Here is a 26,709-nt window from a genome sequence, read left to right as displayed (position 1 = left end):
TCATAAACAGAGTTATCCACAGAAACCGTGGATAACTCATTCAAACCCGCATTTATAAAGGCTTTGAGAGAGCCTCCATTTTCGGTGATATCCAACCAATTGACCATTTGTTAATTGTGGCATTTTTATAAACTCACGCTAAAAACTGTAGCTCACCAATTTTTCTTCTTAACATAGTTGTACGTTAGGTATAAAAAAACGTTTAATACAAAGTTAAGTTATTGATTGCTCTATTTTTGAACGGATAAAACAAATACTCATTTTATACATAGTGATTAGATCACAATTTAGATCAAAAAATATTTCTGTGAATATATGCATAGGTATATTTTTAGAAAATTAAAACAAAAAACGAATTAAATACGAAAAATATCGCTAAGTAAAAAATGAGTTTTTATGTTTTTGAGTTGTTTTTTAATAACAAGCCACTTTAATACCGTGTTTAATTTAACCAATTTGAAGGCTCAGCAATAATAAAAGTCACATTGTTATTCTTAAATTTTTAAAAAAGTAACTTTAATAGAGCTATAAAACACGCAGATCGAACACAAAAACAACGAATAAACCTCTTTTTTCAATTTATGACTTTTATATGTTGACACTTTGCGGCGCGGTCATTAATATTTCGCCCCGTTGAAAGGCAAGACGCTTCCCCCTTAGCTCAGTTGGTTAGAGCGACGGACTGTTAATCCGCAGGTCCCCCGTTCGAGTCGGGGAGGGGGAGCCAAGTTTTTCAACCATAAACGATTCCCCCTTAGCTCAGTTGGTTAGAGCGACGGACTGTTAATCCGCAGGTCCCCCGTTCGAGTCGGGGAGGGGGAGCCAAGTTTATGTTTATGATGTAGTTCCCCCTTAGCTCAGTTGGTTAGAGCGACGGACTGTTAATCCGCAGGTCCCCCGTTCGAGTCGGGGAGGGGGAGCCAAATCATCATAATAATATCACTACTTTAGTTCCCCCTTAGCTCAGTTGGTTAGAGCGACGGACTGTTAATCCGCAGGTCCCCCGTTCGAGTCGGGGAGGGGGAGCCAATTCTAAGAATTTCATAGACATCTCAAGCTAATTCCACTACTCTTCCTTATATAACTAAAGCATTAGTTTATTCCTTGATGCGCTGTACTTAGTTTATTAATCAAGGACTTGATTCCTTCCCTTTTGAATTATTAAAAGACTGAAAACATGGCTGGATTTAAAAAACTTATTTTTATACAAATTATCTCTTGGTTATTGTGTGTTGCAGCAGGAAGCTACTTCATATCTATAAGCTTTGATACTGCGGTAAGTGATGCACAAAAAAGTGCGCAAACTACTGTTACTAAGTATATTAATGACCTTTCTTTAGACGATATTTCTGCTAAAAATCTAAAACAATCAATTGCAGATGGTAAAACGTTTTCAAGCTTCACTCTAAGAGATTACCAAGGGGCTGAAATATTTAGTATTAACCCCCCTACTCAATTACCAATGTTTGCTGATTTTGTACTCTCTAACTTTAACTCAGTGCGCCCTCAATTTGCTGTAAATGACGCCTCAGATATAAAAGTTGAATTTGTACTTAACATTGAGCATTTAGCGTCGCAGCTACAAACGTCCCTTTTTATTGTTATTTTGATTTCTGCCATTTTAGTTATTATTCCAATAATTCTAATGAAATCTATTTTTTACCATTTAAATAAAAACATAAGTACAACAGTTGCTGACATTATCGATATTTATATCAATCAAAACCAAGTTGATAATGATTTAGAAACAGCGCTAGATGGCACTCGATTGAAAAAAATGGGAAAAGATTTAGTACCTAGCTTTAATCGATTATCACATTTCTTAAAAAACAAAAACGAAGACATACAAAGCGCTGCTATGACTATTAAGCATGAAGCGTACAAAGATGTAATTACCTCGCTTGGTAATCGTAATATGTTTGTTGAGTATTACGAAAAAAACATTGAAAACACTGAGCAAAGTACATTTGGTTCTTTAGCTATGGTTCGTTGTAGCGAACTACAAGCTATAAACCAAAGCCGTGGTTATCAAAAAGGTGATGAGTACGTTAAAGGCGTTGCCGATATTATTAAGCACATAAGCGGCACTTACACTGGCAGCCAAGTATTTAGATTAAACAGCTCTGACTTTGCTGTCGTACTACCCCACATTCCTTTAAAAGAAGCTGAGCGCTTTGGTGAAAACCTCCAATCGCGCTTCACGCAGTACCAACAAAACCAAGAGTTAAGCTCGGTAGCAAATACAGGTATTGTAGGTTACGAAAAAGGTAAGCCGTTAGGCGAATTGCTTTCTGTTGTTGATAACGCGATGAGTATGGCGCAATCAAAACAAGTAAACGCATGGCACGTACAACGCGAAACCGATTTAGTTAATAACGTAAGTGCGGGTTTTGGTAATCAAAACTGGCGTAAGGTTATTAAAGAAGTTATTGAATCTAAGCGCGTGCATTTGGTAATGCAAAACATTATGCCGCTTGGTAAAAGCATAAAAGCCTACGCTGAAGTACAAGTTCGATTTAAAACAGAAGACAATCAAGTACTGCCTACCGCTTCTTTTTTAGCGATGGCCGAAAAGCTTGATATGGCAATAGAAATTGATCGCCTGATAATAGACTCTTCTCTTGAAAAGGTTAAAAGCCGTAATTTATCTGAAAAGTTTTTTGGTTTAAACGTAACAGCCTCTAGTGCACACAACGATCAGTTTGTAATTTGGCTAGAGCGCCGATTATTGAAAGATACGCATATTGCATCTAAACTAGTATTTGAAGTAAGTGAGTTTGGTTTACAGCAAAACATCAAGGCTAGTAAGCGCTTTATCGACATGGTTCACCGTGTTGGCGCACGCGTTACAGTTGAACGTTTTGGTGTTGGCTTAACTTCATTTAAGTTTTTCCGCGATTTAAAACCTGACTTTATTAAAATGGACGCAAGTTATACTCGCGGCCTCGAAGACGATAAAAACAATCAGTACTTTATGCGCTTAATGGTCGATTTAGCTCACCGCATTGGTGTTAGTGTATTTGCTGAGGGCGTTGAGAGCCAAGAAGAAAAGCACATTATAGAAACGTTGTGTTTAGATGGCGTTCAAGGTTATTACATAGAAAAACCTAAAGACATATAGTCTATTGGAGGCATCATGAAAAGAGTAATTACCTTTATTATACTTTTTATTATGCCTTTGAGTTTGTACGCAAACGCCCCGCAAAAAGAATTAGTTTTTAGCACTCACAACTATCCTCCATTTTCATTTGTTGATGAACACGATAATGCCGCTGGCCCCTTTGTTGATATACTTACCTTAGCGTGTAAACGCCTCAATTATAAATGTGAGTTTGTCAGCGTACCAAATCGTCGCTCTAAGCTCATGCTAAAAAACCTGCAAGCTCAAGGAAACTTTCCTATGGGCTGGAATCTTGACCGCAACGAATGGCTTTATTTTTCGATCCCGCTTATGAAAATGCAATATGGATTTTTTCAACCTGAGGGTGCAAAAAAAACCATCAAAAGCCTCAATGATCTACAAAAAATGCAAATTGCTGTTTTTGGCCCTTCAAATGCATCTTTTCAACTAATCAAAATACAGCAACAAATGATTAAAGACGGATTGAGGGAATTTGATATTGTTTTACTCACCGATGCCAATGGTACGGGTGTGAAAATGATAGAAAACAATCGTATAGATGGGTACTTTGCCAATACTTTACAAGCACGCGCTAGACTAAAACAATTTAACTTACATCATGTTAATTTGGCCTTTTTACAAAGCGAATCCCCCTATTTTATTGGTTTTAATAAAATTCAATTATCTCCTGAACAAATTGCCCTATTTAATAAAGTACTATTAGATTTATACCAAGAACACGATCAATTTAAAGATATTTTAAAGCCATATAATATCGATCCTATTCTAATTACACCTGAAATCTTAAGTCGCTTTAATATCATTACTGATTGAGTCGTTTATTTGCTTCTCATGTGTTGTTAATCGATAAAGAAAAAAGGATAATACCCACGTTTATTATAGCGTGAGGCACACATGACAGAATATGTCTTGTTATTGATTGGAACCGTTCTGGTTAATAACTTTGTATTAGTACAATTTTTAGGCTTATGTCCGTTTATGGGCGTATCAGGTAAGCTTGATACGGCGATTGGTATGTCTTTGGCAACCACGTTTGTGCTTACCCTTGCCTCTGTAACTAGCTATTTAGTTAATCAATATATTTTAATCCCTCTGGATATCGCCTTTTTACGCACCATGAGCTTTATTTTAGTGATTGCCGTTGTAGTGCAATTTACCGAAATGGTTGTGCGTAAAACAAGCCCTACTCTATATCGTTTATTAGGCATATTTTTACCGCTGATCACCACTAACTGTGCGGTATTAGGTGTGGCTTTATTAAATATCAAAGAAGATCATTCGTTTTTACAATCTGCAGTGTATGGTTTTGGTGCTGCGGTTGGTTTTTCTTTAGTGCTTGTATTGTTTGCAGCACTACGAGAGCGTTTAGCCGCTGCTGACGTTCCTACGCCTTTTAAAGGCGCCTCTATTGCAATGATCACTGCAGGCTTAATGTCGATGGCGTTTATGGGTTTTACTGGATTAGTGAAGTTTTAATATGACCTTGTTTTATGCCTTGATAGCGATTGGTTCGCTAGCACTCATTTTTGGACTTATTTTAGGGTTTGCAGCAATTCGCTTTCGCGTTGAAGGTAACCCTATTGTTGAGCAAATTGATACTATTTTGCCGCAAACTCAATGCGGACAATGTGGCTACCCGGGTTGTCGCCCTTACGCCGAAGCCATAGCCAATGGCGATGAAATAAATAAATGCCCACCGGGCGGCGAATCAACCATGAAAAAGCTTGCCGGCTTAATGGGTGTTGATGAAAAACCACTTGCCGGTGGCGAGCAAGCAGAACCTATAAAAACAGTGGCTTATATTCGCGAAGATGAATGTATCGGCTGTACCAAATGTATTCAAGCCTGCCCGGTTGACGCTATTTTGGGCGCTACTCGTCAAATGCACACTGTATTAATTGATGAATGTACTGGCTGTGATTTATGTGTTGAGCCTTGCCCTGTAGATTGCATTGATATGCTACCTGTAGCCGAAACTAAACAAAACTGGAAATGGCAGCTAGATGCTATTCCTGTTACACAAATAGATTAGAGGTTTGAGTGGACAAGTTACTTGAACAAATAAAAAAAGGCACCGTGTGGGCATTTCCTGGCGGCATACACCCACCACAACAAAAATCACTCTCTAATAGTGCGAGTATCACTCGCCTACCTTTGCCCGACAAACTCATTGTTGCGCTTAAGCAGCACATAGGCGCAAATGGTAAGTTACTTGTAGAAAAAGGCCAACACGTCTTAAAAGGCCAACCACTTACAGCGCCTGCTGCTAACTGGTCGGTACCTGTGCATGCGCCAAGCTCTGGTGTGGTTACTGATATTGCACCTATGCCATCAGCACACCCATCGGCCCTACCTGAACTAAGTGTTATTATTGAACCAGACGGCAAAGACGAATGGGTAGCTCTAAATAAAAATAAAAATCCTGCTGAGCTTAGTCATGATGAGCTGATAAATATTATTCACCAAGCCGGTATTAGCGGTATGGGTGGTGCTGGTTTTCCTACTTATGTAAAAGCGGATACCAAGCAACCTATCGAATTTTTGATTGTAAATGCTGTTGAGTGCGAACCTTATATTACTGCCGATGACGTTTTAATGCGCGAACACGCTAAAGAAGTTATCCAAGGCATTGAAATAATGCAGCAACTTTTAAACCCAACACTGTGCATTGTGGGTATAGAAGATAATAAGCCTGAAGCTATTGCAGCAATGAAGCAAGCAGCTGAGCATAACTCAAAAATCATTATTCAAACGGTGCCAACTATTTACCCATCTGGTGGTGAAAAGCAATTAATTAAATTACTTACTAACCGTGAAGTTCCTAGCATTGGTATTCCTGCCGATATTGGTATTTTAGTGCATAACACCGGGACTTTGTTTGCCGTACAACAAGCCGTTTATGAAGGTAAACCACTCATTGAACGTATAGTTACGGTAACAGGTAACACTATTCATAAGCCTGGGAATGTATGGGCACTACTTGGCACTGAAATAAAGCATTTACTTGATTGCCAAGGTTTCTCGCCTGTACCGCAGCAAAGTGTTGTAATGGGCGGCCCAATGATGGGCTTTACGCTACCCACAGTACGTATTGGCATAGTTAAAACAACTAACTGTATTTTAGCGCCTGATCATAAAGAGCTTGCGGAGCCCGGCCCTGAAAAAGCCTGTATACGTTGTAGCGCCTGTGCTGATGCCTGCCCTGCTTCTTTATTACCACAGCAATTGCAGTGGTTTGCTAAATCAAAAGAGTACGACAAACTACAAGAGCACAATTTATTTGACTGTATTGAGTGTGGTGCTTGTGCATATGTGTGCCCAAGTGAAATCCCTCTTGTGCAGTACTACCGTATAGCCAAAGTTGAAATTAAAGAACAACAAGCTGACAAAATTAAAGCCGACAGAGCAAAAGAGCGTTTTGATGCACGAAAAGAGCGTTTAGATCGCGAGCAAGAAGAACGTCAAAACCGCCATAAACGCAAACCTGCCGCTAAATCTGCTGACGAAAAACAAAAAGTAGCAGAGGCACTAGCCCGCGTTAAAAATAAATCAGATAACGGCGATGAAAAATCAGCGGTTGCAGCCGCTATTGCACGCGCTAAAGCTAAAAAGCTAGGCGATCAATCTGCTGAATTAGAACCTGACAACAGCGAAGTAGCAAAAGAGCGCGCACTACGTAAAGAACAAGCGCGTAAATATAAAGAGCAAAAATCTCAAACAGATGAATCGGCCGAGACTGCACCCGTTGATGATAAAAAATCAGCAGTCGCTGCAGCCATTGCTCGCGCTAAAGCTAAAAAAGCAGCACAAGCATTAGATAACGCTGAACAAACAGTAAGTGAAGAGCCACAAAGCGATGCCCCTGTTGATGACAAAAAAGCAGCGGTAGCGGCGGCCATTGCTCGTGCAAAAGCTAAAAAAGCGGCTAAAGCATTAGATGGCGCTGAGCAAACCGTGAGTGAAGAGCCACAAACTGATTCCCCTGTTGATGACAAAAAAGCAGCGGTAGCGGCCGCCATTGCTCGTGCTAAAGCTAAAAAAGCGGCTAAAGCATTAGATGGCGCTGAGCAAACCGTGAGTGAAGAGCCACAAAGCGATACGCCTGCTGATGATAAAAAAGCAGCCGTAGCGGCCGCCATTGCTCGTGCAAAAGCTAAAAAAGCAGCTAAAGCATTAGAAGAAGCCGAGCAAACCGTGAGTGAAGAGCCACAAAGCGCGGCACCCGTTGATGATAAAAAGGCAGCGGTAGCTGCGGCCATAGCTCGTGCTAAAGCTAAAAAAGCGGCTAAAGCACTAGAAGAAGCCGAGCAAACCACAAGTGAAGAGCCACAAACTGATGCACCCATTGATGATAAAAAAGCAGCGGTAGCTGCGGCCATAGCACGCGCCAAAGCTAAAAAAGCGGCTAAAGCACTTGAAGAAGCTGAGCAAACTCAGCCCCAAGAGCTACAAGTTGATAGCGCAGCACCTAAGAGTGCAGAAAGTAACACCGATGACTCATCAGTTCTTATTAACGCAGATAAACCTAAATCAGCCGACGATAAGAAAAAAGCCGCCGTGGCTGCTGCAATTGCGAGAGCAAAAGCTAAAAAGTTACAAAAAGAAGGAAATAATCAGTCATGAAACTAACCATGGCCAGTTCGCCGCATAATCACAGCCATAAATCGTTAACGCGATTAATGCTTAGCGTTATTGCTGCGTGTATTCCTGGGCTAATTGCTCAAGTTTTCTTTTTTGGAACAGGTGTACTTATTCAACTGGTACTAGCGCTTGTTGCTGTAAGCGTATTTGAAGCTGCAATAATGCTAATACGAAAGCGCCCTGTTTGGCCTGCATTAAGTGATGGCAGTGCGTGGCTTACTGCCGTGTTATTGGCACTGAGTATTCCACCACTTGCCCCTTGGTGGATAATCGTTATTGGCTGTTTATTTTCTATTGTTATAGTTAAACAGCTTTATGGCGGCCTTGGGTTTAACTTATTCAATCCAGCAATGGCGGCTTATGTACTGCTTTTAGTTTCGTTTCCGGTACAAATGACCGCATGGTTGCCTGTTACCGATTTAATAAATACGCCAATAGGCTTTGCTGATCAGCTAAGGCTAATATTCACCGATTTTACGGCCTCTGGGTTTAGCCTAGATCAAGTCCGTGCAGGGGTTGATGGCCTAACAATGGCAACACCGCTGGATACTGTTAAAACAGACATAGCACACGGTTTAACCGTTACCGAAAGCATGCAAAAGCCATTATTTAACGAATGGGCTGGCCTTGGTTGGGTGTGGGTTAACTTAGGCTTTTTAGTGGGTGGTTTATACTTATTAAAAGCAAAAATAATTAACTGGCATATTCCTGTCAGTTTTATCGCAAGTTTAGCTGTATGTAGTGCTATTGGTTATATCGCATCACCAGGTACAGAGCCGGGCACCCTATTTCACTTATTAAGTGGTGCCACTATGATGGGGGCCTTTTTTATAGCAACCGATCCGGTATCTGCAGCAACAACTAACAAAGGGCGCTTAATTTATGGCGCGCTAATTGGCTTACTAATTTATTTAATTCGTACCTTTGGTGGTTTTCCTGATGCCATCGCATTTAGCGTATTATTGATTAATATTGCAGTGCCGCTAATAGACTACTACACACAGCCACGTACTTATGGCCATGGAGCAGTAAAATGATCATTTCGTCAATGGCTAAAAATGGTGCTATTTTAACTGCGTTTGCGTTAGCAACAACGGGCTTAGTTGCCTCTATCAATGCACTTACTGCTGATAAAATTGCAGAGCAAGAACAACTGCAACTTACTGCGCAGCTACAAGAAGTGCTCGACCCAAAATCGTACGACAATCAATTATCACAAGATTGCGTAATTATTACTGACGAAAAACTAGGCCCACACGCAAACCAAGTAATTTACCGTGCTCGTAAAAACAATAAACCAGTCGCTGTTGTTATTAGGCATGTTACGCCAAACGGCTACAGTGGCGATATTAACTTATTAACAGCTGTATTGAGCGATGGTACTATTGCTGGCGTGCGTACGACTAAACACGAAGAAACTCCTGGTTTAGGCGACAAAGTAGAAGTTAAAAAATCACTTTGGATCACAACATTTAAAAGCTTAACGGTTGAAGGCGAAGAAGACGCTCGCTGGGCTGTAAAAAAAGATGGCGGCCAGTTTGATCAATTTACAGGCGCGACCATAACGCCACGTGCTGTTGTGGGCTCTGTTAAAAATGCCGTATTGTTCGCACAAACTAATTTTGATGATATTTTTGCAGCACCTAATGCCGAATGTATGGAGGTAGCTAAATGAGTGAGTTAAAAACATTATACAAAGAAGGTGTATGGGTAAATAATCCTGCCCTTGTGCAGCTTTTAGGTTTATGTCCACTGCTTGCCGTTACCTCAACTGTAACAAATGCCTTAGGTTTAGGCTTAGCAACTTTACTCGTACTAATAGGCTCAAATGTTACCGTATCAATTGTGCGTAACTGGGTGCCAAAAGATATTCGTATACCTGTATTTGTAATGATCATCGCGGGCTTTGTAACAATAGTTCAATTACTCATGAACGCTTATACCTTTGGTTTATATCAATCATTAGGGATTTTTATTCCGTTGATTGTAACTAACTGCGCCATTATTGGCCGCGCCGAAGCATATGCCTCTAAGAACCCTGTTCATTTATCAGCATTTGACGGCCTAATGATGGGCTTAGGCTTTATGGCTGTACTATTAGTATTAGGTACTATGCGCGAACTAATCGGCCAAGGTACGCTGTTTGACGGTGCTGACTTATTACTTGGCCCATGGGCACAGAGCTTGCGCATAGAAGTATTTAATTTTGATAACCAATTTTTACTCGCAATTTTACCACCGGGTGCCTTTTTAGGTCTTGGACTACTTATTGCTGCTAAAAACGTAATTGACGCACAAATAAAATCAAAGCAAATTGCACCGCCAGAGGCTGAAAAAGGCCCTCGAGCACGTGTTACTAGCTTAACTTAAGGGGAAAACGTATTAGAGCAACAATTAGCACTAATACGTTTTAAGTTGCATGAATAAAGAAAAACGTCACCAAATACTGTCGCGCCTGCGCGACGATAACCCGCACCCAGTTACAGAGCTTGAATATTCAAGCCCATTTGAGTTACTAGTAGCAGTAACTCTTTCAGCACAAGCAACCGATGTAGGCGTTAACAAAGCCACTCGAAAGTTGTTCCCTGTTGCTAATACGCCACAAGCCATTTTAGATATAGGTCACGATACACTGCGTGATTATATAAAAACCATCGGCTTATTTAACTCTAAAGCTGCCAACGTGTACAAAATGTGCCAAATTTTGGTGGATGAACATAACAGCATCGTGCCAGAAAATCGTGAAGCCCTAGAAGCCCTACCAGGCGTTGGCCGTAAAACCGCTAATGTTGTACTCAACACAGCCTTTGGCTGGCCTGTAATAGCCGTGGATACACATATATTTCGTGTATCTAACCGTACCAAGCTTGCCATGGGTAAAGACGTAGTTGCTGTAGAACAAAAGCTTGAAAAGGTTGTACCAAAAGAATTTAAAGTAGACGTGCATCACTGGTTGATTCTTCACGGACGTTACACCTGCGTAGCACGTAAACCTAAATGTGGCAGCTGTATTATTGAAGACTTGTGTGAGTTTAAAGAAAAAACGGAATAACGAGTTGAAAAGCTATAGTGGTAAAACTCAATTATACAATTTGCTTTTAGCAATTACTTCAGCCTTCTGTATCTGGCTTTCAAATGGCTTTATCACCTTTATTGCTTTTAACGAGTCTGTTGCGGGAGTAACATTTGAAGAGCTGTTGATCATATTTTCAAATGTCGATCTTTTACAGGTTTTGACCTTTCCTGAGTTTTGGGAAGCTAATGAAAATCATTCTTTTATTGAGGCCCCAAGTTTTTGGTTTGAGCCGATGACTGTTTTATCTTCTATAAGCTCATTACTTCTTATAATTTTATTTTCAACGTATGTAACTAAGTTGAAGCCTGAAACGATATCTTTATCTCTACTCTTAATTGGATTTTTATACCTGGTTGTTTCATGGGGTGTTTTGCTAGATGTATCTGATGCAAAGATGATTGGGCCCTATTTAAGTATTGGTATTCAAGGTCTATTATTACATTCATTTATAAGTTGCCTAATTTGTGTTTCTACTTTATCAAAAAATGTATATTTTAAATTTAGCACTAATTAGCCTTTCTTTATTCAGTAGCTTTGCATTTCCAAGCGAAATAGATTGGCAAAACAAAGCGGCTGATCATATTAGGTTAAATATAATTCTGTTCATTAATCTTAGCCTTTTCATTCTAATTTTACTTTTCTCATTTCGACATATTAAAAGGTTAAAACGACTAAATATAACCATCACTAATGAATCGTTAATCGACCCTTTGACAAAAGTATTAAATAGGAGAGGCTTCCATGAACAAGTTTCACGCTTAGATAAACAAAGCGGCTTTTTACTAATTGCAGATATAGATAACTTTAAACTCATCAATGATCAATTTGGACATAATGCTGGTGACAAAGTCCTTCAAAGAGTAGCCCATGCTCTAAAATTTCAAACTAGAGAGAAAGATATTGTAGGGCGATATGGCGGAGAAGAGTTTGTAGTTTTCTTTCCTAGCCATGATGTTGAAATTGTAAAAATAATTTCACAACGGCTTGTAGAGGCAATTGCGAGTCTTAATTTAACTGATATATCACCTGAATTGCAAAGAGTTACAATTAGTGCTGGTGTAGATAAAGGCGATACAAAACACTGTAAGTTTGAAAAGTTATATGAAAACGCAGATAAACTGTTATATCAAGCTAAAAGTGCTGGTAAAAATCAAGTTATCGTATTTGATAACTAACAGGTTAAACCTTGGCTAGCACACTTCTATTCGAACTCTAGTGATAAGATAGCTAATCGTTTAGCTGCCAGTCGATTCTATATTATTAATAAATTGCGTCACATTAACTAAACGCTCACTAACAATAAATTGAATCGTGTTTTTAACCCAAGGCCTAGCAATATTTTTGTAATTTAATTTAGATAACCCGCAGAATGTGACTATTAATAGAACATTATCAAAGTATTAATTTCACAACGCTCACTCCTTTGGTTATGCTAGTGAGCATTATAAAATTATATTGCGAAACCCTCTATGCTACCTCTACTTCGTATCTTGATAATTGAACAAGACCCAGCCACCTTACAAGGGCTTTCAACTAATCTGTCAAAGACCATTCCTAACTTTGAGCGAGACGATATTCATATCGATATTATTGAATGCCTTGAGCTTAAACGCGCGTTGGAACATGTAGAGGAAGATGGTGATATTCAAGCCGTAGTTCTAAGCTGGGATATGCACAACAAAGTGGGTGAGCGGATGTATAGCCGCTTTATCGAGGATTTAAAGGCAATTCGTCTTGAGTTACCGGTTTATGTTATTGGCGACGACACTAAAGGGCTGGAGATCGTAAACGAATCAGAAGAAATCGAATCTTTCTTTTTTAAAGATGAAGTGATTTCTGACCCAGAAGCGATTTTAGGTTATATGATCAACGATTTTGACGACCGCTCTGAAACGCCATTTTGGACGGCGTATCGTCGTTACGTCGGTGAAGCAAACGACTCTTGGCACACACCGGGTCATAGTGGGGGTTCTAGCTTTAGAAACTCCCCTTACATCAAAGATTTTTATCAGTTTTACGGCCGTAATGTATTTGTTGGCGACCTGTCGGTTTCGGTAGACTCGCTAGGTTCATTATCAGACAGCACCAATACCATTGGTCGCGCTCAAGAATCAGCCGCGGCTACGTTTGAGGTTAAGCACACCTACTTTGTTACAAATGGTTCATCTACCTCAAATAAAATCATCTTGCAGACACTGCTGCGCAAGGGAGATAAAGTAATTGTCGACCGTAATTGCCATAAGTCCGTACACTATGGCATCTTGCAATCAGCTAGTTACCCCATTTATTTGGCGAGTATCTTAAATCCAAAATATGGCATTTTCGCGCCACCGTCGTTAGCCGACATCAAATTAGCAATTGAAAACAATACTGATGCTAAATTACTAGTGCTTACCGGTTGTACTTACGATGGCCTACTTAGCGACCTAAAACAAGTCGTAGATTATGCTCATCAATATGGTATTAAAGTGTTTATAGATGAAGCTTGGTTTGCATACTCTTTGTTTCATCCTAGCTTTCGTCATTATTCTGCAATACATGCTGGGGCTGACTACATTACGCATTCGGCGCATAAAGTAGTATCGGCGTTTTCTCAAGCATCTTATATTCATATTAACGACCCAGATTTTGATGCCGATTTCTTTCGAGAGATTTATAGTATCTACGCTAGTACATCGCCAAAATACCAGCTTATTGCATCGCTTGACGTGTGCCAAAAGCAATTAGAGATGGAAGGCTATAAGCTACTCAATGCGCTGCTAAATCATGTTGAAGAGTTTAAACAACAGATGGCCTCGCTTAAGCAAATTAAAGTATTAGCTAAGCAAGACTTCATGGAAATATTCCCGCATTTTAGTGGTGATAATATGGGTCACGATCCATTAAAAATCCTTATTGATATTAGTGAGCTACCTTACTCATTAAAAGATATTCATAAATATCTACTGGATGAAATTGGGCTAGAGATAGAAAAATACACACACAGCACCATTTTGGTTTTACTGACGCTTGGCGGCACGCGCTCAAAAATAATTCGTTTGTACAATGCGTTGAAAAAGCTAGACAGCGGTAAGGTAAAACTATCGAAATCGACGCGCAGAGCTCGCTTACCTGAAAATTTACCTGCCATCGACTTGGCGTGTATTCCAAGCGATGCTTTTTATGGCGACCGCGAATCTGTGCCTATTAGCAAAAGTAACAACCGCATTTGTGCAGGTTTAGTTACTCCATATCCACCAGGTATCCCACTTTTAGTCCCAGGCCAGCATATCACTAATGACCATATCGAATATTTACAAGAGTTGGCAAGCCAAGGACTGACGATACAAGGCAGTTTCGATGGTGAAATTTATGTTCTTAAGGGTAAGGTTAAAAAATAAAGGTATTGGTTTAATACTATCTCGATAATAATACCAATCTGCTTATATACGGGGTCTATTTAACGTTAAGAAAATTACGCTAGAACTAGGCAAAAATTTTTGTATCTAGTTGTTCTAAATAAAAAATTTTTAACGACGTTATAGTGCAATTTAATTCGTTAAATTGATCAAAGATTTATGCAGGTTGGTATAATTACTGGTGGTAGTGCCGCAAGACATTGCCGCAGTAACAGTATTGAGAAGTAAAATACAAAGTGGGATAAATCATTTTTATAAATGTTAACTAGTTTTAGTTAAAAAAAAGCAAGCCAGATGGCTTGCTTTTAGCGTCTTTAAATACACACACTTATAGACTCGATTTAACTATAACTTTTAAAATCTATAGCTAGCGCCAAATGTAATACGGCGGTCTGTAATACCTTGGAAACAAAGTAAAGCACCTTCGTTAACACAAGACTGGCTAACTTCTGATTCAGTTAAGTTAACGGCTTCAATACCGATATTTAGCTGATCGTTCACATCATAACTTATGCTGGCATTAAGCTGCCCTCTGTCTTCTTGTACAACAGGGAAACCCCATGGAAAGCTCGAGGTGCTACCAAAGTCAGTTGAACGGTACCCTTCGCGCCACGTGTAACGCGCTCGAGCAGATAGACCGTATTTCTCATAGTAAAATGTAATATTATATGCGTTTTCTGACAGATCAATGAGTGATTGCTTAGCACTTATGTCTGCATCCGGGTTACCGGTTGTTAATGCAAAAACTGCATTTGCACGACTCGTTGCAGTGTCAAATGATTCACCACCAGAAAATTCTTGATAGGTATAGTTAGCAACCACACCAAAACCTGATGCCCAACCTAGCTCTTTTTCAAAACTTGATAAGTCGTATTGAGCTGCAAGCTCAATACCTTGCTGTGTTGTTTCACCTGAATCATTAATAGTAGTTTGCGTAGGAACACATAACCCTACGCCAGCATCTGGGCCAAACACGTTTATGTCTGCAATTGGATTAAATATGCCGCCGCCTTCACACTCTGGACCATTTGTATCGCGAAAGCCTGTGCTTGGGTCTTCAAATGGGTCAACTTGTTGTGTAACGTGCAAATCGCTACGTGTTTTATGAAAGTACCCCACACTTAACAAAGCAGCGGGTGCAAAATACCAATCTGTAGATATATCGAAAGAGGTTACTTCTTCTGGCGCTAAGCCTGAATTACCAATTGAAACGGCACTATTAGGGCTGGTGCCAAACGTAACAGATGTAGATAGGTCATCAAAATCTGGGCGTCTAATATCTTTTGACCAACCTAAACGAACAATCACATCTTCACTTACATTCGCGGCTAAATTAAATCGTGGTAAAAAGAAATCGTAATCACCTTTTGACGTTAGCTGAGTAACCAGTTCGTTGCCACTTCCATCTTGAGTAACAGAGTTACCTAGCGATGTAACTTCAGTCTCTAAATAACGTAGGCCAAAGTTACCGCGAAACATGCCGTACTCAAAATTTGCTTGTGCATATAAGGCATGTGTTTCTTCTTCAATATCAAAAAATGCATTTACTTGAGACGTTGGTGAACTTATTGGACCGCGATCAGAACCCGTTATTGCATTATTAGCTTCAATCGCTTGGTTAAGCGCTGCTAATACGGCTTGTGGATCAGAGGATGCAAGCTCTGGGTTTATAAGTAAGAAATCACGAATATAGAGTGCTCGCCCATCACCATCGTTAAAGTTATCTGGGCCCGCTGTTAATAATTGTGCAAATAAATCACCCGTTGGGCTATCAGCCATATTTCTTAAACCAACGTTAGAGCGAACTTGATCCGACACACTACTCGTTTTACTGTAGCGGTAACCAAAATCGACTGACGTTATTACATCATCTAAGTAATATGTAAAATCTGTACGAAACGCATCTTCTGTATTTTCTGACTCATCTTGCCCTTGGTTTACGTCACGTAGAACAACATTTGCAGGGTCGAGTAATTGAGCCATTGTTGGCGCGTTTGCCTCCCCCGTTGCAATGCCAAATGTAAGTGCATCACCTGTAAGATCATACTCAAAAGGAGTACCGTTTTCATTTGACGAATTAGTAGCGACATTTGGATTTATAAAATTGAGCGTTGTATTAAAACTTGGTGTAGTTGAATCAGAACGAGAGGTTGAGGCTTCAACACTTGCAAATAATCTATCGCCTTGCCATTCGCCCCCTATTCTAAATATTTTGCTCTTTGTGATGCGTGAATTAGTATCGCTAGAAAAACGCAAGTTAGGATCGCCACCACCATCTTCAACCGGAATTACGCCTCTTACGGCCGCTTGTATGCTGCCTAGGTTTTGTCCGTCCAGTGAACCAAAATTAACTGTTTCAAATTCACTCGGTATTGATACATTTCTAAGATCACTTAGGCCAGATGCTTGTACTCTTGAGCTTTCTTGGCGGCGCTCTTGATCGTTAACAACTGCATCAAAAAAGAATTTCATATTATCGTTTGGTGCATATTCAAATGTACCTGCGAAGTTTTTTGTCTCGTATTCGTAATTATCGTAATCTTGAATTAAAAATTGTACTGGTAGAAAATCAAACGATTGTGCACTTGCAGCACCACTATCAGCGGCTACCGAATTATCTCTATCTGCGCGAGGACGAAATGCGGTTACGTCTTGCTCACTGTAACTACCACTAAATACAACACCAAACTTACCGCCCGAATCAAGCTCCCAGTTATCACCCCAAGCACCCGATACCCTAGGAGTCACGCCATCTGTTGATAAGCTACTATCTTCACCTTGGACTCTAATTGAGCCTAGAGTTTCATTTAACTGTAACGGGCGAATTGTTTTAAGGTTTATTGTTGCGCCCACAGAGCCTTCGATTGTTTTTGCTTCTGGTGACTTAATTACTTCTACACCAGAGATAATTGCAGCTGATACATCTTCAAAACTAATGCCACTTCGTCCAGACCCTGAGCCAACTGTTGATACGCCGTTCACTTCTGTACGATTGGCATTGGTACCACGAATTTGAACACCCGTACCTACCCCTGCTTCACGAGTAATTTGAATCCCTGTTACGTTTTCGAGTACTTCTGCGAGGTTTTGATCTGGTAGCTTACCAATATCTACAGCCTCGATAATTTCAACAAGACTATCTGCTGAACGCTTTTGTGCAAGCGCATTTGTAAGCGATTGTCGAATACCTGAAACCTCGATAACCTCAAGATCGTCTGCAGCTTTTTTTGGAGCTTCTTGCGCCTGTGTAGACAAAGACATACCAAGTGCGGTTGCCGATATAACTGCCAGTGTAATTTTAGATAACTTGTGACTCATAGTTTTTTTCCTGTGTGTGTGAAATGCTATGTTTAACCAGCTACTTTATTGTTTTTATTAAAAGCCCTTTCTTATTACAAAGTCTTAACTTTATATTTACACCCACACCTACAAAGGTCAACCTTTTGGTAATGAATTTAGATCAAATATTATGCAATATGTTATTACCAAAATAGAAAAACCTAACTAAATTTCAAGTTAAAAGCAAAACTTACATTTTAAGTTGATGTTATTTATGGTTTTTAAATTCTATTAGAAATAGGGCTGTCAATAACAAAGGTTAGAATAGTTATCGTTTTAAAAATGAAATAATTTAGGCAGGAGAAACCGATGATGTTGGGCGTGCTTAATAAACAGCATTATTGGTTAACCAATTTAATTGTTTTTAGTCAAGTAGCGTAATTCTGGAGTAAGTTTTTTTTTAGTACTGTCTGTTAGTGTTATCGAAAATATAAAATTGAAGAATTTAGGGATCAAAAAAGGCGGTAAAACCGCCTTTTTAATGAGATTTAATGTTTAACTATTATTACAGCTTGTAGCTTAAGCCTAAGAATAAGCGTGGGCCGTAGTCATTCACTTCACCTAAGTTTCCTTCAACAAAGAAATCTTGTGATTTAGGTGCGCTGAACAAGTTAATTGCTTCTGCTTTAACTCTAAAGTGCTCATCAATTTTGTATGATGCGCGCATTTCCCATACGCCTACGCCATCAACATAACGAAGTCGAGTACCATTTGTAGTATATGGTTGGAAATACTCACTACGATATTTGTAAATAACAGCAGTATCAAATCCACCAATTTGGTAGTACAGCTGGCTACTAAATACATGCTTTGAGAAACCAGGTACTGAAGCCGACTCAATAATACCGTCAGTTAACTGTGTAGTATTACCATCTACGTCAGTCTCAAACGTATCGCCGTATAAGCTATCTTGGAACTCAAAATCAGTGTCTGCATAGTTGTAACCAAATTTCATACCGATGCCATTATCCCAGCGGTAAGAAAATGAAGCTTCTAGGCCTAGTATTTCACTGTCCTCGTCTGACGTAACAGAGTTAGTAATTGGTAATGAAACAGTTTCACCGGCAACAGTAAAATCTTCAATTACTGTTTGTTGTTGAAAACCACCGTTGAACTGTTTGTAGTATAAGCTTAACGCTAAGATTGAATCTTCGTTAGGGTACCATTCAAACGCAGCATCGTAGTTCCACGACATAAGCGGTTGAGTGTCCGGGTTACCAGAACCATTTACACCCACTAATAAATCGCTAATTGATGTTGCTGTACCTTCTGTATCTTCTTGGAATGTACGGCTGTAACCTAAATCAGATGGATCTGCGCGTGACATACCACGGTATATACCTGCACGGAATAAAATATCTTCACTGTAGTCAATAACTAGGTTAAAACTTGGTAAATACTTCGTGTAGTCACCACCGCTTTTTATTTTATCCAATGAACCATTATCAGATTCAACCAGAGAAAGTACACCAGTGTCGCTTGTTACTACGTCAAAGCTATTTCTAAAGCCAATCGAAGTTACTTCTGTGTCTACAATACGAAGACCAAAGTTACCGCGAATGAATTTACCAAACATTTCAGTATCGTAATTCGCCATTAAGTACACTGATGTTGTTTTTTCTGTTACATCAATTGTACCTGCATTTTCATATTCAACTTCTGGGTAAGCAAACACACCATCAGCGTTAGAACCAGCTACAGCTTGTGAGAAACATACGTTGTCGTATGTAGCCCATGATGAACCTGTACCGCTATCTACAACGTTACCGTCACTATCAACATTTGTTACGATATCGCCATCAGATACACTTGATAAAAAGCCTGATTCAGGGAAATCGATTTGACAACCTTGTAATACGTCAAGCGCTTCAGTACCAGAGTCTAGTGTAAATTCATTTCTTGAACCGTTACCTTGGCTACCACCATACTGTAGGAAGGTCATTTCAGATGTTCTAATACCACCTTGAATACTGGTGAAAACATTGCCATCTAAGGTATAGTCAAAATCTAGTCGCGCTGAGATAACTTCGTTTTCACGAACATTTTCACGGTCAAGTCGTGTTCTTAGGCTATCTGTAAAGTTTGAAATATCTGTTACGTCAAAATCTGTCAGTGTGAAATGAGGGATCTCATCGCCCATATCCCAAGAAAAGAAATTACGACCTGATGTTCTACCACGGTTAGATATTTGAAGTTCTTCACGTTCAGTTTTTGAATACGCTAAATCTAAGTCAACAGTTAATCTATCGGTAACTGTATGTTCTATATTTATGCCATAACCTTGATAGTTTTCTTCACGAGAAAATTGCTCACCCGCTGATTCAATGCGCTCTTCACCTTCCCAATGTAAAATACCGCCTACATCGTTAGTTACAAGTGTTGGACCGGTTACACCTGGTGTAGCACGTTTTTGTAAAAAGATTAAATCGTGACGTGCTTCTTGTTGTGTTCTATCTGAAATTTGTGCATCAAAGTTAACATCCCAATCAGCTGAAGGTTGGTATTGCAGTGCAAAAAACATTGCATCACGTTCATCTGATGTCTCGTTTTGGCGGTAACTACGGCTACTGCCAGTCCAAGCGTAAGGAGTACCATCACTTACTGCTTTACCTGTTTCAGGATCAATTTCTGTATCGTAACCTTGGTTGCTACTGCCACTAACTTGGTCTTCACAGTCGCCTGCGCTGCTACGATAAAAACCTTCATTGGTATTATTAGGATCGTTTAAACACGCCCATAATGAAGAACCTGATGGGCTAGAGCTTCTGTATTCAGCTTCTGGTTGGCTGATATCTTGGCGCTGTACACCAAAAGACACACCAACGGCTTGGCCGTTATCAAATTCAAACTGGTCTACATAACTAAACGTGCCACGGTAACCCGCGTCACTTTGAAGTGAGTTATCTACATTACCTTCATCAGGGTTGTAGTTTAATTTAACTTCAGCTGATACACGTTGCTTGCCAAAATCAAGTGGAGTTATAGTTTCAAGTGCAATAACACCTGCAACACCACCTTCAATCATTGACGCATCTTGAGTTTTATAAATTGCTACTTTTTTTACAAGTTCAGACGGAAACTGCGAAAAGTTAACTGAGCGGTCACCACTACCATTAGTCGCTTCACGACCATTGATATGCGTTGCACTTAAAAATGGACCAAGACCACGAATAGTGATTTCTGTTGCACCACCGTTTTCACGGTGAGATGCAGCACCTGTAATTGATTCCAGTGCTTCACCGATAGACAGTGCTGGTAAATCACCAATATCTTCAGATGACAGGCCATCAACTACCGTTGTTGCTTCACGTTTAATTGCTATTTGGTCTTGAATCGTTCTACGTGTACCTGTAACACTAATTATTTCAACGTCTTCTTCAACTTCTGTCGCTTTTCCCTGATCTTCCTGTGCGCTTGCTGTAAATACGCAAGAACTTGCCATACCTGCGATGACCGCTGTTCTTACCCATTTTGCAACTGGGCGCATTGCAAACTGCCCTGTTGTAGAATTATTGTTATCTCGTGACTTCAACGACATTTGAATTCTCCGCTGGTTGTTGTTGTGTGATTTTAGTGTGTTAGCTTGTTATGCTTATGTATATTTTATGTGACCTTTGACGTTAATATACTTAAACGCAGCACGATGATCAACCAATTTGACGTTTTAATATTACCATAAGGTATACCAATTTTAACTTAGCGGCATTACCAGTAGGTCAGGCAGGTTTTTCACTAGAATATAAACCGCTCTAAACTAGTTTATAAATGGGTAATGTAGGTTGAAAAAAGTGTGGTGATTATTAATGAATAATAAAAAAGCCCCAAATTTGGGGCTTTTAAAAGTTAACTGATTAATTGGTTATTTAATCGTTTTGTATTTTCCATGTAGATCCAACACCGACTTCAGATGACTGAATATAATGAAGACCTTTAGCACCTGCCTCTGCCTGAAGGCCTGCAGGGTCGGTTTCTAATAACGTACTTGTTGCTGTAACGTACTCAAGTACTTCTTTGCCATTAGTTGCTGGGTCTTGGTCAATTGCACCATCAGTATCGAATGCGCCATTACCATTTAGTTTTCTAATTTCAACCCAGTCACCGCTTGCATCGCCTGATACTCGACTATCCATATAACCAAAGTTGTTACTTAGCAGCGAGCTATCATGATTAATTAAGTCACAGTCATATTCAAAAGCATGGTCACTATCAAGTGTATTTGGATAAAATAGGCCTTGAGTTGTAGCACTGCTGTTTATTGTATCTTCGTCTGTTTGATCGCCTAAACCGTTTGCAATTAAATTTCCATTAAAGTTGATAACAAACGCATTTTTGGTTAGACCGTATAGTACCGGCGCATTCGCTGCGGTTAACTCATCACAGTCACCAACAGGAGCGCGAGAACCAATTTCCGTACTAAATACAATAGGTTGCTGTGAGTTCAAAACCGTATTGTTTGTTACATTTAGTGTAAAGTCGCCAGCGCTATCAAGCACAGCTTGGTTACCAGAATTTGGCACACCGCCGTCAGCTTGCGAAAATGGGTTAGCTGTGAATACAATACCGCCTGCTTCTTTATTACCAGAACGAATACCTGCAATGTAGTTGTTACTTACGGTGTGACCAAGTGGTGTAATTAATATACCCGCTGGGCGATCATCAGAGCTTGCAATATCGGTAGTTCGAATAATAACGTTATCTGTAACACTGTTGAAGCCACCATCTTCTAGTGAAATACCACCATTAGGATTTACGATTGTATTGCCTTTGATGGTTGCACCAGAAGTTTGTACACGCATTAAACGACGACCCGTTACAAAGTTTTCTACGCGGTTATACTGAATAGTAAAGTTTGCGTTATCAGCTGCACCGCTACCCGTTGTACTACCTGCATTGATTAAGTATAAACTTGATTGATCAAAGTTTGGATTATCACTGTCACTAAATAAATTATATTGAATAACGTGATCAGAGCTTGATGATGATATTTTTATCACAGACCCTTTTTCTGCTACATTTCGATTAGAGAATGTATTTCGCTCAACCAACGCGCTTTGACCTTTTATCATCAGCCAATGGTATTCAGAGTTATTGAGTGTAGCTTCTTCTCCATCCATCGTGTTTTGCGAAAAAGTAAAGTTATCCCCTTCTGAGTAAATAACAGCACCTTCTTCGGTTTCACAAAATGCACCCGCTTTAGTATCTATATTCTTAAAGGTAAGCCCTGTTAATCCAGCGCCATCTACTCCAGCAGCTACATGCACACATACTTCACCGCTAAGTACAGGAGTTTGACCTTCTACAGCGCGAAGCGTTACTGCACTGGTTAATAAAACTGCGTCCATATCAGCATAAACACCGGTGTTTAAGCCAATAACATCACCATCAGCTAAACCGCCGCTTAAAGCACCAAGGAGTACTTCAGGGTTACTAACTAATTGTGTGTAAACTAATGTATCAAGTGAGTTTGTAACCTCACTCGCAAAACCATCGTTATCTGTATACGTAGCTTTTACCGACATTATTGAGCCAGCGTAAGCAGAAGGTGTAAATGTTTTACTATTACTGTCGGCTACTTCAACGCCATCAGCAGACCAAGTATAAGTAACGTTTGCCTCTTCAACACCGTTGTTATCAGTTATCTCAGCGGTTAACTCGCCACTTGTCAAATAAGGCGCTACGCCCATAATGGCGACGCTACCGGCTTCGTCAACCGCAACAGCAGAAACAGCAATTGTTTCCTCTGATGTATTATCCTCGATAAATCCATTATCATCTGTGTAAGCAACTTGAACACTTATCTTTTGACCTAAAAGTGATGCATCAACTGTAAAGGTGCTTTGTGTTGCGCCATCTATCTCTTGTGCGTCAGCAAGCCATTGGTAAGTAATATCTCCTGTTGCCCCGTCGGTATCATTAATTTCTGCTGTTAATATATTACCAACGGTTGGCGTGCCACTAATTGTAACTTCGCCTTCTGAGTTTGTTCGTGCTACAACCTCTGTACCCGTTGAAGTCACAGACTCGTTAAACCCACGGCTATCTTCAAAAGATGCACTAACTGTTATAACTGTACCAAACTGTGCGTCTGTTAACGTGAGCGTTAAAAGTGCTTCATCTGCAATCTCTATGTCATCAGCAAACCATTTATAAGTTACTGTATCGCCATCAAAGCCATTTTCGTCAGCTACATTGGCTGTTAGTTGCGAACCAACTAGAGCGTCGCCCGTAATAGTTAAACTTGCAGGGAATGCGATTGCGGCAACATCTGCGGTTGGATCTGTAATATGCGATTCATTGATACCGCCATCATCGGTATAAAGCCCTTGAACTGTAATTGGTAACCCTATCTGATCGTCAGTCAGTGTAAACGAAGCGCTATTTGCACCTGTAATTGCCTCACCATCTGCATACCAATAGTAAGTCACGTCACCTGAGATACCATCAGGGTCACTAACTTCAGCTGTTAATGTTTGTCCGCTTGTAACAGTTCCACTAAGAGCAATAGAGCCCAAGTTGTTGTCATTGTTGTTTGAGTTTGTGTCACAACCAACTATTGCAGCTGCAATAGCGCATAGCGCAAAATGTTTTAATTTCATGGTGGCTCTATTCTCCAAATTTATGGTTTTAATATTTGGTTATCTATTGTGTGTGTTACCAAATAAATCATGCGTTTATTACCAAATTCATTTAAATTGCAAATAAATTGTTAACCAACTTGGTAATATAACCATAATAAAATAACTTTTTCCACTATACCAACCTAATTAAATAACAATAAATAAACATAAAGTTAACCCTGCACTGTTATCCCAGGTCAAAAATTGAATTCAATCGTGCACAATTACTGCGAAAATACATAACCTTAGAGTAAAAAATTGGTTTTACATGGGGTTAAGTAAATCAGATTTATTTAATATATATGAAGTATTCTTATTTGAAGACTATAAAAAAATTAAGAAATGAAGTGAGTTTGTATAAAAAGGATTATTTACAGAGAGAATGAAAAATAAGGGTAAAGAAAGGGGCTATTTTTTGCCCCTTTTTTATTAAGTACTGGTTTATAAAATAGCGTTATTATAAAACTCTACAGGCTCATTTGAGCCCAAAGCAACAGGCACACGTTGATGCAAGCTAGTTGGCGCAATATCTAAAATACGCGTTCCTCTAGAGGTTGCTTTACCACCTGCGTTTTCAACTAAAAGTGCCAACGGGTTTGCTTCATAAAGCAGTCTTATTTTTCCGTTATCGTTACCACTGCGTTTATCTTGCGGATACAAAAATAACCCGCCTCGGCATAATATACGATGAACGTCGCCTACCATCGCTGCATTCCAACGCATTGAGCTTTTTTCAAAGCTTTCACAGGTGTAAAGCAATTTATCAAAATACACTTGTGTCGGTTCGTCCCAATAACGGTAGTTAGCCATATTAACGGCAAATTCACGACTCTGCTCTGGCACACTTAACTGCTTATTTGTCAGTAGATAACCGCCATGCGTTGAGTCTAATGTATAACAACGCGTTGGACCGCCAGTACTCATTACAAGTAATGATGAAGGGCCGTATAACACATAGCCTGCACATACTTGATTTACACCAGGCTGACTAAATTGCTCGTCGCTGTCGAAGGCAACATCATCACGGGCTAAGTAAATAGTAAATATAGTGCCTATTTGCCCATTAACATCAATATTAGAAGAGCCATCTAGTGGGTCAAAAGCAACAATAAACTTACCTTCAGGGTGGCCACCTACCGCATGATCTTCTTCCTCTGATGCAACTGATCGTACGCTGCTGTCGTCAAGTAGGATGTCTTTAAGTAGTTGGTTTGCGATTACATCTAGCTTTTTTTGAACTTCACCTTGGATGTTTTCATTCAATGTTGAACCTAAAACACCGGCTAATTCACCTTGGCTTACTCGAAAAGCAATTTCTTTACTGGTCGCTAAAATTGTGCGAATAAGTAAAATAAGATCGGTATCTACACCGTCTTCTTTTAATACTGTATTTAGTCTTTTCATGCGCTATACCTATTTACACAATTTAGATCGTCAAAGCATTGCTCTAGTCTTGCAACCATACTTTGCTCTGAATGACGCAACCATACGCGAGGATCATAATATTTTTTGTTTGGCTTATCATCCCCATCAGGGTTACCAATTTGCTCTTGTAGGTATGCTTGGTTACCTTTGTAGTAGTCTAAAATACCTGTCCAACACGCCCACTGCGTATCGGTATCAATATTCATTTTAACTACACCATAGGTTAAAGACTCTGCAATTTTATCGTACTCAGAACCACTACCACCATGAAACACAAAGTTAATTGAGTTGCTTGGTAGATTAAATTTTTCTGATACGTAAGCTTGTGAATCTTTTAAAATAGTTGGTGTAAGAACAACGTTACCCGGCTTATATACACCGTGAACATTGCCAAAAGACGCTGCAATTATAAAGTTAGGGCTAATACGACTTAAACGTTCGTAAGCAAATGCAACATCTTCAGGCTGAGTGTATAAAGAAGAGCTGTCTAGGTGTGAGTTATCAACACCGTCTTCTTCGCCGCCCGTGCAGCCAAGCTCAATTTCAAGCGTCATACCTATTTTTGCCATACGCGTTAAGTAACGTTCACAAATTTCGATATTTTCTTCTAAAGGCTCTTCTGACAAATCAATCATATGCGAGCTAAACAGTGGTTTGCCAGTCAGTTCAAAGTGTCTTTCACCTTCATCAAGCAAACCATCAATCCAAGGTAGTAGCTTTTTAGCTGCGTGATCAGTATGAAGCATCACTGCTACTTCATAATGTGCTGCCACTGAATGTACATATCTTGCAGCACTTACCGCCCCAAGCACTGCTGATTGTTGCTCCGGTAAAGATAAGCTTTTACCACAAAAAAATTGAGCTCCACCATTAGAAAGCTGAATAATAACGGGCGAGTTTTTCTTTTTAGCAGCTTCTAGCGTCGCATTTATAGATGTTGTACTAACAACATTTACCGCTGGCAAAGCATATTGATTAGTACGCGCATGCTCATACACAGCACTTACTTCATCGCCAACGATTACGCCTGGCAGTATTGTTGGGGCTAAATAATTCATTTATGCAATCCTT

At 39.7% G+C, this 26,709-nt stretch carries 17 protein-coding genes and 4 tRNA genes; 16 read left to right on the top strand and 5 right to left on the bottom strand.

Features of this window, described 5'->3' with window-relative positions; genetic code table 11:
• Positions 1-650: 650 nt before the first annotated feature.
• From I6E70_RS18225 to I6E70_RS18150, 16 genes are all read left to right on the top strand, one after another.
• Positions 651-727 (top strand) — tRNA-Asn (locus I6E70_RS18225).
• A 21-nt stretch (positions 728-748) separates the two neighbouring features.
• Positions 749-825 (top strand) — tRNA-Asn (locus I6E70_RS18220).
• Positions 826-846: 21 nt separating this feature from the next.
• Positions 847-923: transfer RNA gene (locus I6E70_RS18215), tRNA-Asn, on the top strand.
• A gap of 29 nt (positions 924-952) precedes the next feature.
• A tRNA-Asn gene (locus I6E70_RS18210) sits at positions 953-1,029 on the top strand.
• A gap of 148 nt (positions 1,030-1,177) precedes the next feature.
• Positions 1,178-3,121 carry an EAL domain-containing protein gene (locus I6E70_RS18205; RefSeq protein WP_165721427.1) on the top strand — a complete coding sequence of 648 codons (1,944 nt, stop codon included), beginning with the start codon at positions 1,178-1,180 and terminating at the stop codon, positions 3,119-3,121.
• A 15-nt stretch (positions 3,122-3,136) separates the two neighbouring features.
• Positions 3,137-3,955 carry a substrate-binding periplasmic protein gene (locus I6E70_RS18200; RefSeq protein WP_197189337.1) on the top strand — a complete coding sequence of 273 codons (819 nt, stop codon included), beginning with the start codon at positions 3,137-3,139 and terminating at the stop codon, positions 3,953-3,955.
• Positions 3,956-4,036: 81 nt separating this feature from the next.
• A complete protein-coding gene (gene rsxA / locus I6E70_RS18195) occupies positions 4,037-4,618 on the top strand; it encodes an electron transport complex subunit RsxA (RefSeq protein WP_008172491.1) in 582 nt (193 codons plus the stop codon).
• Between the two features lies 1 nt (position 4,619).
• Positions 4,620-5,174, top strand: a complete 555-nt coding sequence (gene rsxB, locus I6E70_RS18190) for an electron transport complex subunit RsxB (protein WP_007585357.1) — start codon at positions 4,620-4,622, stop codon at positions 5,172-5,174.
• 8 nt (positions 5,175-5,182) lie between these two features.
• Positions 5,183-7,765, top strand: coding sequence for an electron transport complex subunit RsxC (rsxC, locus tag I6E70_RS18185; protein ID WP_197189336.1), 2,583 nt, complete (start codon positions 5,183-5,185; stop codon positions 7,763-7,765).
• Positions 7,762-8,820 (top strand): electron transport complex subunit RsxD, encoded by a 1,059-nt coding sequence (rsxD, locus tag I6E70_RS18180; RefSeq protein WP_002962268.1) that lies wholly within the window; start codon positions 7,762-7,764, stop codon positions 8,818-8,820. The genes rsxC and rsxD overlap by 4 nt, the downstream gene beginning before the upstream one ends.
• A complete protein-coding gene (gene rsxG / locus I6E70_RS18175; RefSeq protein WP_002962266.1) occupies positions 8,817-9,458 on the top strand; it encodes an electron transport complex subunit RsxG in 642 nt (213 codons plus the stop codon). Before rsxD ends, rsxG begins: the two co-directional genes overlap by 4 nt.
• The gene (locus I6E70_RS18170; RefSeq protein WP_010553676.1) at positions 9,455-10,153 is read left to right on the top strand and encodes an electron transport complex subunit E; all 699 of its coding nucleotides are present in this window, start codon (positions 9,455-9,457) and stop codon (positions 10,151-10,153) included. The genes rsxG and I6E70_RS18170 overlap by 4 nt, the downstream gene beginning before the upstream one ends.
• Before the next feature lie 49 nt (positions 10,154-10,202).
• Positions 10,203-10,835: an endonuclease III gene (nth, locus tag I6E70_RS18165; protein ID WP_024591503.1), complete on the top strand. Its 633-nt coding sequence runs from the start codon at positions 10,203-10,205 to the stop codon at positions 10,833-10,835.
• Complete coding sequence (locus tag I6E70_RS18160; RefSeq protein ID WP_154903405.1) at positions 10,810-11,373, top strand: hypothetical protein; 564 nt, start codon at positions 10,810-10,812, stop codon at positions 11,371-11,373. The genes nth and I6E70_RS18160 overlap by 26 nt, the downstream gene beginning before the upstream one ends.
• Positions 11,345-12,034, top strand: a complete 690-nt coding sequence (locus tag I6E70_RS18155; RefSeq protein WP_269435130.1) for a GGDEF domain-containing protein — start codon at positions 11,345-11,347, stop codon at positions 12,032-12,034. Before I6E70_RS18160 ends, I6E70_RS18155 begins: the two co-directional genes overlap by 29 nt.
• A gap of 294 nt (positions 12,035-12,328) precedes the next feature.
• Positions 12,329-14,239: an aminotransferase class I/II-fold pyridoxal phosphate-dependent enzyme gene (locus I6E70_RS18150; protein ID WP_033027026.1), complete on the top strand. Its 1,911-nt coding sequence runs from the start codon at positions 12,329-12,331 to the stop codon at positions 14,237-14,239.
• Between the two features lie 372 nt (positions 14,240-14,611).
• Here I6E70_RS18150 and I6E70_RS18145 read toward each other — a convergent pair whose 3' ends face one another.
• The 5 genes from I6E70_RS18145 to fbaA all read right to left on the bottom strand — a co-directional run bounded on the left by I6E70_RS18145 (position 14,612) and on the right by fbaA (position 26,696).
• The gene (locus I6E70_RS18145) at positions 14,612-17,575 is read right to left on the bottom strand and encodes a TonB-dependent receptor (protein WP_024591526.1); all 2,964 of its coding nucleotides are present in this window, start codon (positions 17,573-17,575) and stop codon (positions 14,612-14,614) included.
• 526 nt (positions 17,576-18,101) lie between these two features.
• Positions 18,102-21,134: a TonB-dependent receptor gene (locus tag I6E70_RS18140; RefSeq protein WP_007585340.1), complete on the bottom strand. Its 3,033-nt coding sequence runs from the start codon at positions 21,132-21,134 to the stop codon at positions 18,102-18,104.
• 325 nt (positions 21,135-21,459) lie between these two features.
• Complete coding sequence (locus tag I6E70_RS18135; RefSeq protein WP_197189334.1) at positions 21,460-24,192, bottom strand: poly(beta-D-mannuronate) lyase; 2,733 nt, start codon at positions 24,190-24,192, stop codon at positions 21,460-21,462.
• Between the two features lie 462 nt (positions 24,193-24,654).
• On the bottom strand, positions 24,655-25,617 hold the full coding sequence (locus I6E70_RS18130) for a class 1 fructose-bisphosphatase (protein ID WP_010555334.1): 963 nt from the start codon (positions 25,615-25,617) through the stop codon (positions 24,655-24,657).
• Positions 25,614-26,696 (bottom strand): class II fructose-bisphosphate aldolase, encoded by a 1,083-nt coding sequence (fbaA, locus tag I6E70_RS18125; RefSeq protein WP_024591529.1) that lies wholly within the window; start codon positions 26,694-26,696, stop codon positions 25,614-25,616. The genes I6E70_RS18130 and fbaA overlap by 4 nt, the downstream gene beginning before the upstream one ends.
• Positions 26,697-26,709: the final 13 nt, after the last annotated feature.

This window comes from Pseudoalteromonas sp. NGC95 (genome assembly GCF_015864705.1).
In the GTDB taxonomy this organism is placed as follows: Bacteria; Pseudomonadota; Gammaproteobacteria; order Enterobacterales; family Alteromonadaceae; genus Pseudoalteromonas; species Pseudoalteromonas arctica.
Note: the sequence above shows the minus strand (reverse complement) of the source record. Positions and strands in the feature narration are given on the sequence as shown.